Annotated in this window: 6 protein-coding genes and 1 pseudogene; 3 read left to right on the top strand and 4 right to left on the bottom strand. The window is 71.7% G+C overall.

All coding sequences use genetic code 11. The features are described 5' to 3' along the window. From VFO68_RS20910 to VFO68_RS20900, 3 genes and pseudogenes are all read right to left on the bottom strand, one after another. A pseudogene (locus VFO68_RS20910) lies at positions 1–231 on the bottom strand (hypothetical protein); the annotation flags it as partial. Positions 232–424: 193 nt separating this feature from the next. Continuing rightward, positions 425–1,591, bottom strand: coding sequence for a thioester domain-containing protein (locus VFO68_RS20905; protein WP_325160032.1), 1,167 nt, complete (start codon positions 1,589–1,591; stop codon positions 425–427). 201 nt (positions 1,592–1,792) lie between these two features. Then, positions 1,793–2,476, bottom strand: a complete 684-nt coding sequence (locus VFO68_RS20900; protein WP_325160031.1) for a hypothetical protein — start codon at positions 2,474–2,476, stop codon at positions 1,793–1,795. A gap of 248 nt (positions 2,477–2,724) precedes the next feature. Here VFO68_RS20900 and VFO68_RS20895 point away from each other — a divergent pair, with 248 nt between their 5' ends. The 3 genes from VFO68_RS20895 to VFO68_RS20885 are packed head-to-tail and all read left to right on the top strand — an operon-like array spanning position 2,725 to position 4,889. Continuing rightward, entirely contained in the window at positions 2,725–3,150 is a 426-nt protein-coding gene (locus tag VFO68_RS20895) for a helix-turn-helix transcriptional regulator (RefSeq protein ID WP_325160030.1), read from the top strand. A 30-nt stretch (positions 3,151–3,180) separates the two neighbouring features. Then, positions 3,181–3,684, top strand: a complete 504-nt coding sequence (locus VFO68_RS20890) for a hypothetical protein (RefSeq protein ID WP_325160029.1) — start codon at positions 3,181–3,183, stop codon at positions 3,682–3,684. A gap of 2 nt (positions 3,685–3,686) precedes the next feature. Continuing rightward, positions 3,687–4,889: an MAB_1171c family putative transporter gene (locus tag VFO68_RS20885; RefSeq protein WP_325160028.1), complete on the top strand. Its 1,203-nt coding sequence runs from the start codon at positions 3,687–3,689 to the stop codon at positions 4,887–4,889. Here VFO68_RS20885 and VFO68_RS20880 read toward each other — a convergent pair. Beyond that, positions 4,869–6,521, bottom strand: coding sequence for a glycerol-3-phosphate dehydrogenase/oxidase (locus VFO68_RS20880; protein WP_325160027.1), 1,653 nt, complete (start codon positions 6,519–6,521; stop codon positions 4,869–4,871). The genes VFO68_RS20885 and VFO68_RS20880 overlap by 21 nt on opposite strands. Position 6,522: the final 1 nt, after the last annotated feature.

Genomic DNA, 6,522 nt, shown 5'->3' with positions numbered 1-6,522 from the left:
CAGGGCGCGGGCGTCGCTGCTGGTGCTGGACTGGCGGGCCACCCGGGAACCGTCGGTGGCCACCGACCAGGAGCCGCCGGAGCGGGTCCAGCCGTCCAGGTTGCCGTCCTCGAAGTTGTCCGACAGCAGGGTGTCCGCGCGGGCGGCGGGGGCGTGGGTGACCAGCAGCAGTCCGGCGACGACGGTGGCCACCGCGACCAGGGCGGCCACGATCGAGGGAATTCTGGGCATGGCGGGACCTCCCGTGCGACACGCGGGCAGAGTTTGTCCTATGTGGACTCAGGGCGCTCCTGTCAAGCACGGTAAAGCGTGCGGCGTGGACAATCGCGCACATCGTGTGGACTTCAGCGCGACGTCCCAGGCACCCGCGAAAAACAATGGCCCCCCGCCCGGTTGACCGGGCGGGGGGCCATGTGGATTCAGATCAGGCCTTGCGGCGGCGGACCAGCAGCAGACCGGCGCCGGCGCCCAGGAGCAGCACGCCCAGGCCCAGCGGGACCAGCGGCGAGGCGCCGGTGGAGGCGAGCTCCTCTTCCTGGGCGGCCGGGGCCGCCTGCGGGACCGGGCTGGTCGTGGTGGTCGGCGGGGCCGTGGTGGCCGGCGGCGTGGTGGTGGTAGTGGTCGGGACGACCGGCAGGGTCCAGGTCGCCTTGGCGCCTGCGGTGACCGTCGCCTTGTCGGACTGGGCGACGATCAGCGCCTGGGCCTTGCCGTCCGAGCCGACGAACAGGCGGCCGGTGGACACCTCCGCAGTGGCGGTGAGATCGACGACGCCGTCGCCGGTCGCGGTGCCCTTCGGCACGTCGAAGTAGATCTCGCTGCCGTCCTTGAGCGCGTCCACGGTCAGCTCGACGCCGTCCTTGTCGGTGATCTTGACACCGGCCGGGACGGTCTTCTTCAGGTCGGTGATGTCACCGTTGGTGGACACGGTGAACGGGCCGATCCGGTCGCCGGACTTGCCGGCCTTCTCGCCCGGCTTGATGGCCAGGCTCGGGGCCTTCGGCTCGCCGATGCCGACGTTGGCCGCACCGGTGAGGTAGTCGTAGAGCGCGAGCACGTCGGCCTCGGTGCCCTTGTCGCCGGTGTCCAGCAGGACGTCCTTGCGGTCCAGGTTCTCACCGTCGCTGAAGTGCCAGATCGCTGCCTGGGTGGCGGTGATGGCCTCGGCCTTGCTCAGGCCGTCGTGCAGGTCGGTCAGCTTGGCGGCCAGCTGCTCGACGGTGCGGGCCGGGTAGCCGTTGTGCAGCACCCAGTTGATCTTGGCGCTGTTCTTGTTGAACGGCGACTTCGGATCCGGGTACGACCCCCAGGGCCGCTCCTCCATGACGTCGGTGCGGTAGTCGAGGTTCTCCCAGATCTGCACGCAGTAGACCTGGAGCACGGTCCCGTCGGCCAACTTGAGGTCGAACAGGATGGCCCGCGGGTCGTACCCGTGCGGGTGGTTGATGTTGCCCCGGTAGCCTTCGGTGCCGGCCCCCTTGATCACCGTCCCGGTGACCACACCTTCGGCGCTGGCCGGCAACGCCGCCGCCGTCAGACCTGCGATCGACAGGGCCGCCGCGGCGACGCCCAACTTGAACCCTCTGGCCATTTCTCTCCTCGTCACTCAACCGAACGCTCAGATCACCCACTCGTGGGTCCCCGGACCGATCAGCGGCGAGGAACGTATCAACGGGTATGCGCAGGTCACCCACACGGGGTACCAAAAAGTTGCAACTAGGGTGCAAACCCGAGATCTATCGGTTGCAGAGGGTTGTGACATGCATCTCTGCTGGTAGCGGCACCAGGGTCGTTAGACCCTGACGTCGGCCAGGAGCCAGCGCCGCCAGGCTGTCCGGGTGACCGCCAGCTCGGGGTGCTCGACCAGGTGCAGCACGAACCGAGCCCGCAGCCGCACCCACGGGTCGGCCACGTCCAGCAGCGCGGCCACCCGATCGGCGAGCACGTCGCCGTCGAGATGGCGGACCAGCTTCGGGTACATCCAGTCCTTGCACCGGTAGGGCCGGTACAGCGCGGCGAGCAGCAGTTCGGTCACCCGGGGCCGCAATCCGTCGGAGACGCCGTCGCGGGCCAGCACGCGCAACGCCGCCTCCTTGAGCGTCCAGGGAGACTCCAGCGTCAGGTGACTGGCGCCCCAGTCCTGCGGATCCCGGGCCTCCCACGCCAGGTAGAGAACCGTGAACGGAGCGTGCAGCTCCCGCACCAGCTGGTCGGCGGCAAGCCCGTCGTCGAGCAGGCCGAAGATCGTCTGCCGCCGGTGCCAGGAGTAGTCGGCGTGCGCCTGGTCCAGCGCGGCGGCCAGCCGGGGCGGCGCGCCGGCCTGCGTCTTCACCCACAGATGGCCGATCCGGTGCCCGGCGTCCCGTGCCGCGGCGACCAGCGAACGGTGCCGGACCGAGGCCTCGCCCCGGGTGGGAGCGTCGGGGGCCACCAGCCCGAAGATCCAGGACCGGTCCTGCGCGTACTCCGTACTCATGTCCGCAGGATGACTCGCCAAAGTTGAGTAGCCGTCGATGGAAGGTTGCAGCCGGGGTGCGAGCCCTCCATCGACGGCGCTGAGGTGGCACTGGGCACCCCCATGACCAGTGAACGCCCCAGTTGACATACCGCCAAACTCTCTTAATCTCAGTTGAGACGCACCCATCGTGTCGGCGGCACCGAGGGGTGTCAACGGTTTACGCCACACCACTTATCATCAACTCAGATTGATCGCGGGAGGTCCCGGTGCCCGAGCAGCGCAACCAGGCGTCCTTCGCCGAGCGCCTGGACCGGCTGTTTCGCGCCGTGCATCCCCGGGGTCGCGGCGAGTACAGCTACGAAGAGGTCGCCAACGCGATCCGCGGCACCGGCGTGACGATCTCGCACACCTACATCTGGCAGCTGCGTAAGGGCGTGCGGGACAACCCCACCAAACGGCACCTCGAGGCCCTGGCGCGCTTCTTCGGCGTGCCGCCCACCTACTTCCTGGACGAGGACACCAGCGGCGTCGACGACCAGCTCGAGCTGCTCGTCGCGCTGCGGGACAACTCGGTACGCTCCGTGGCGCTGCGGGCGGCGGGACTCTCCGAGGCCAGCCTCACGGCGATCATGGGGATGATCGAGCATGCCCGAACGATCGAGGGACTGCCACCGGCCAGCGAAACGGCATAGCCGGCGGACGACGATGGGGGGCGCGGCGCCATGCGGCGAAGCCGGTTGCACCGGGCGTGCCAGGCCAAGCTGGCCGGCTTCCAGGTCCCCCGGCCGTTCTCGATCGAGGCACTGTGCGCCCAGGTGGCCCGCAGCCGGGGCCGCGAACTGCACCTGCACCCGCTGCCCTACCCGCACACCCCGGACCTGCCGTGCGGGATCTGGATCGCCACCGCCGACGCCGACCACATCGTGCACGCCCACGGTGCGAGCGCGCTTCACCAGCAGAACATCATCCTGCACGAGATCGGGCACATGCTCTGCGACCACACGGTCACCGCCGGCAGCGACCTGGCGGCGCTGCTGACCGACCTCGACCCCGCCATGGTCCGCCGGGTGCTGGCCCGCACCCGCTACTCCACCCCGCAGGAGGAGGAAGCCGAGATGGTGGCCGCCCTCATCATGCGGCAGGCGGGCTGGGCGCCCGGCCCGCCCCGGCCCGGCGGTCCACTCGGCCGGCTCAGCGACGTGTTCGGCCTGACCAGGGAGCCCTGAGGTTGCATCACCTGCTGAACGCGCCGGCCGTGTGGCTGGCACTGATCTCGGTGCTGTGGCTCGCCGTGGTGCTGCGCGTCCCGGCCCTGCGTCGCTCGGCCGGCAAGCGGATGGGCGCGCTGCTGTTCCTGGCGCTCACCTCCGGGGTCACCCTGACCGCCGCGACCGTGCGCGCCGCGCTCGACTCCGCCACCGGTGTCCCCGACCTGTCGATCCTGCTCGGACACCTCGCGATGCTGGCCGCGATGATCTTCTCGGTGCGGATCGCCGACCTGGTGTCCGGCGGCCGGCACCGGGCCCTGCGGCACGCCCAGCTCGCCTTCGGCGCCGCGATGGTCCTGCTCGTGGCGCTGTTCCTGGTGATCCCGAGACGCGCCGACCAACCCGACTTCGGGCTGTGGCACGGCCGGGACGCCGCCGTGCTGACCTACCAGCTCATCTTCCAGGCCGGGCTGGGCGCCGGGCTGCTGACCAACGCGGTGTTCCTGTTCCGGCACTGGCGGCGCGCACCGCGCGGCCAGGTGCGGGCGGCGCTGCTGCAGCTGTGGCTGGCCTGTGTGCTGGGCCTGGGCTACGCGGCCGGGCGGGTCTGGCAGGTCCTCAACATCGGTCTGGGTGTGCCCACGCTGCTGGAGCGGTACCAGCACGCCGCGGTGCTGCTGCTGATGATGTACGCGGCGCTGCTGTGCGGGGTGGCCGGCGTGCTGCTGCGCAGCGCGGGGACGGTGCGCGGCCACCTGCGCCGGCTGGTGGGCTACCGCCGGCTGCGGCCGTTGTGGGCCCGGCTCACCGACGCGGTGCCCGGCACGGTGCTCCGACCGCCCCCGCATCCCGTGCTCGACCTGCTCTCGGTCACCACCCTGGAGCTGCGACTCTACCGGCGCACGGTGGAAATCCGGGACGCCCAGCTCGAGCTGACCGGACACGTGTCCGCGCGGCTGCGTGCGCTCGCCCGGGCCGAGCTGGGCGACGGCGACCCCGGGCCGGCGCTCGACGCCTGCGTGCTGGAGCTCGCGCTGCGGATCAGGCAGGACGGCGGGCGGCCCGAACACCCCGGGACGGTGTCCTGGTCCCAGGACGCGAGCCTGGACGGCGAGCTGAACCAGCTGGTGGAGCTGGCCCGGCTGGTCCGCGACCCGGCGGTGCGGGCGGCGGCCGACCGGGTGCTCAGCCGGGAACCAGGGCTATCGCGGCAGCATCGGTAGCGCTCGCCGGCCGGACAGCTCGGCCGCGGTCTGCTCCCGGTAGGCCTCGACCGCCGCGGCCCGCGCCGCCCGGTCCCAGCCCAGCCGGCCGCCGACCAGGCCGGCCACCTCAACCGCCGCGTCGAGCCCGCGGTCCGGGTACTCGATGGCGATCCGGGTCCGCCGGGACAGCACGTCGTCCAGGTCCAGCGCGCCCTCGTGGGTGACCGCGTAGACGATCTCCGCCGCGAGGTAGCCGTCCGCGCCGGCGAGCGGAGCGGCCAGGCTCCGGTCCTGCCGGATCATCTCCACCAGGTCGCCGACGGCCGAGCCGTACCGGCCCAGCAGGCGCTCCACGGTCGGCACCGGCAGCCCCACGCCGGCCGCCAGTGCCGACCTGTCCCGCCACAGCTCGCGGTATCCCACGGCGCCGTGGATGGGCAGGTGCCGGGTCAGCGACGGCGCCACCGCCGCGCCGAGACCAGCGGCCGCCGCGTCCACCACGTCGGCCGCCATCACCCGGTACGTCGTGTACTTTCCGCCCGCCACGACGAAGAACCCGGGCACCGGCTCGGCGACCGCGTGCTCCCGGGACAGCTTCGTGGTCTCGGCCGACCGGCCGGACAGCAGCGGGCGCAGGCCGGCGTAGACCCCCACGACGTCCTGCTCCGACAACGGATCCCGCAGCATCTCGTTGACGTGGCCGAGCAGGTAGTCCAGGTCGGCCTGGGTCGCCGCCGGCCGGTCGCGGTCGAACGGCCAGGGCGTGTCCGTGGTGCCGATGATCCAGTAGCGGCTCCACGGGATGACCAGCAGCACGCTCTTCTCCGTGCGCATGATCAGCCCGGTGTTCAGCCGGAGACGCTCACGAGGCACCAGAATGTGTACCCCCTTGGACATCTGGATGTGAAACGGCGCCTCGCCCGGATCCAGCGCCCAGTCGTCGTCGGTCCACACGCCGGTCGCGCTGATCACCCGGCGGGCCCGAACCAGATGTTCGTGCCCGCCAGGGATGTCCCGCACCCGGACGCCCACCACGGCGCGGCCGTCCCGCAGCAGCCCGGTCGCGCGGACCCGGGTGCACACCGTCGCGCCGTGCTGCGCCGCCGTCCGGGCGATCATCATGGTCAGCCGGGCGTCGTCGACCTGGGCGTCGTAGTAGCGGATGGCCCCGGTGAGCGACTCCGGGCGCAGCGCCGGGGCCAGTTCCAGCGCCTTGCGGTGCGACAGGTGCCGGTGCACCGGCAGCGCCCGGGCGCCGCCGATGCTGTCGTAGAGGGCCACCCCCGCACCGATATAGGCGCGCTCCCAACCCTTGTGGCGCAACGGAAAGAGGAACGGCACTGGCCGCACCAGGTGCGGCGCGAGCCGGTGCAGCAGCAGGCTGCGCTCCTTGAGCGCTTCCCGGACCAGACCGAAGTCCCGTTGCTCCAGGTAGCGCAGCCCGCCGTGGATGAGCTTGCTCGACCGGCTCGACGTGCCCGCCGCCCAGTCCCGCGCCTCGACCAGCGCGACCGACAGGCCACGCGCGGCCGCGTCCAGGGCGGCACCGGCGCCGACCACGCCACCGCCCACGACGACCACATCGAACTCGTTGTGCGCCAACGAATGCAGCGCCGCGTCGCGGTAGGCGGGGTCCAGGCGTACGGACATG

Source organism: Actinophytocola sp. (assembly GCF_035712165.1).
Lineage (GTDB): Bacteria > Actinomycetota > Actinomycetes > Mycobacteriales > Pseudonocardiaceae > DASYTH01.
Note: the sequence above shows the minus strand (reverse complement) of the source record. Positions and strands in the feature narration are given on the sequence as shown.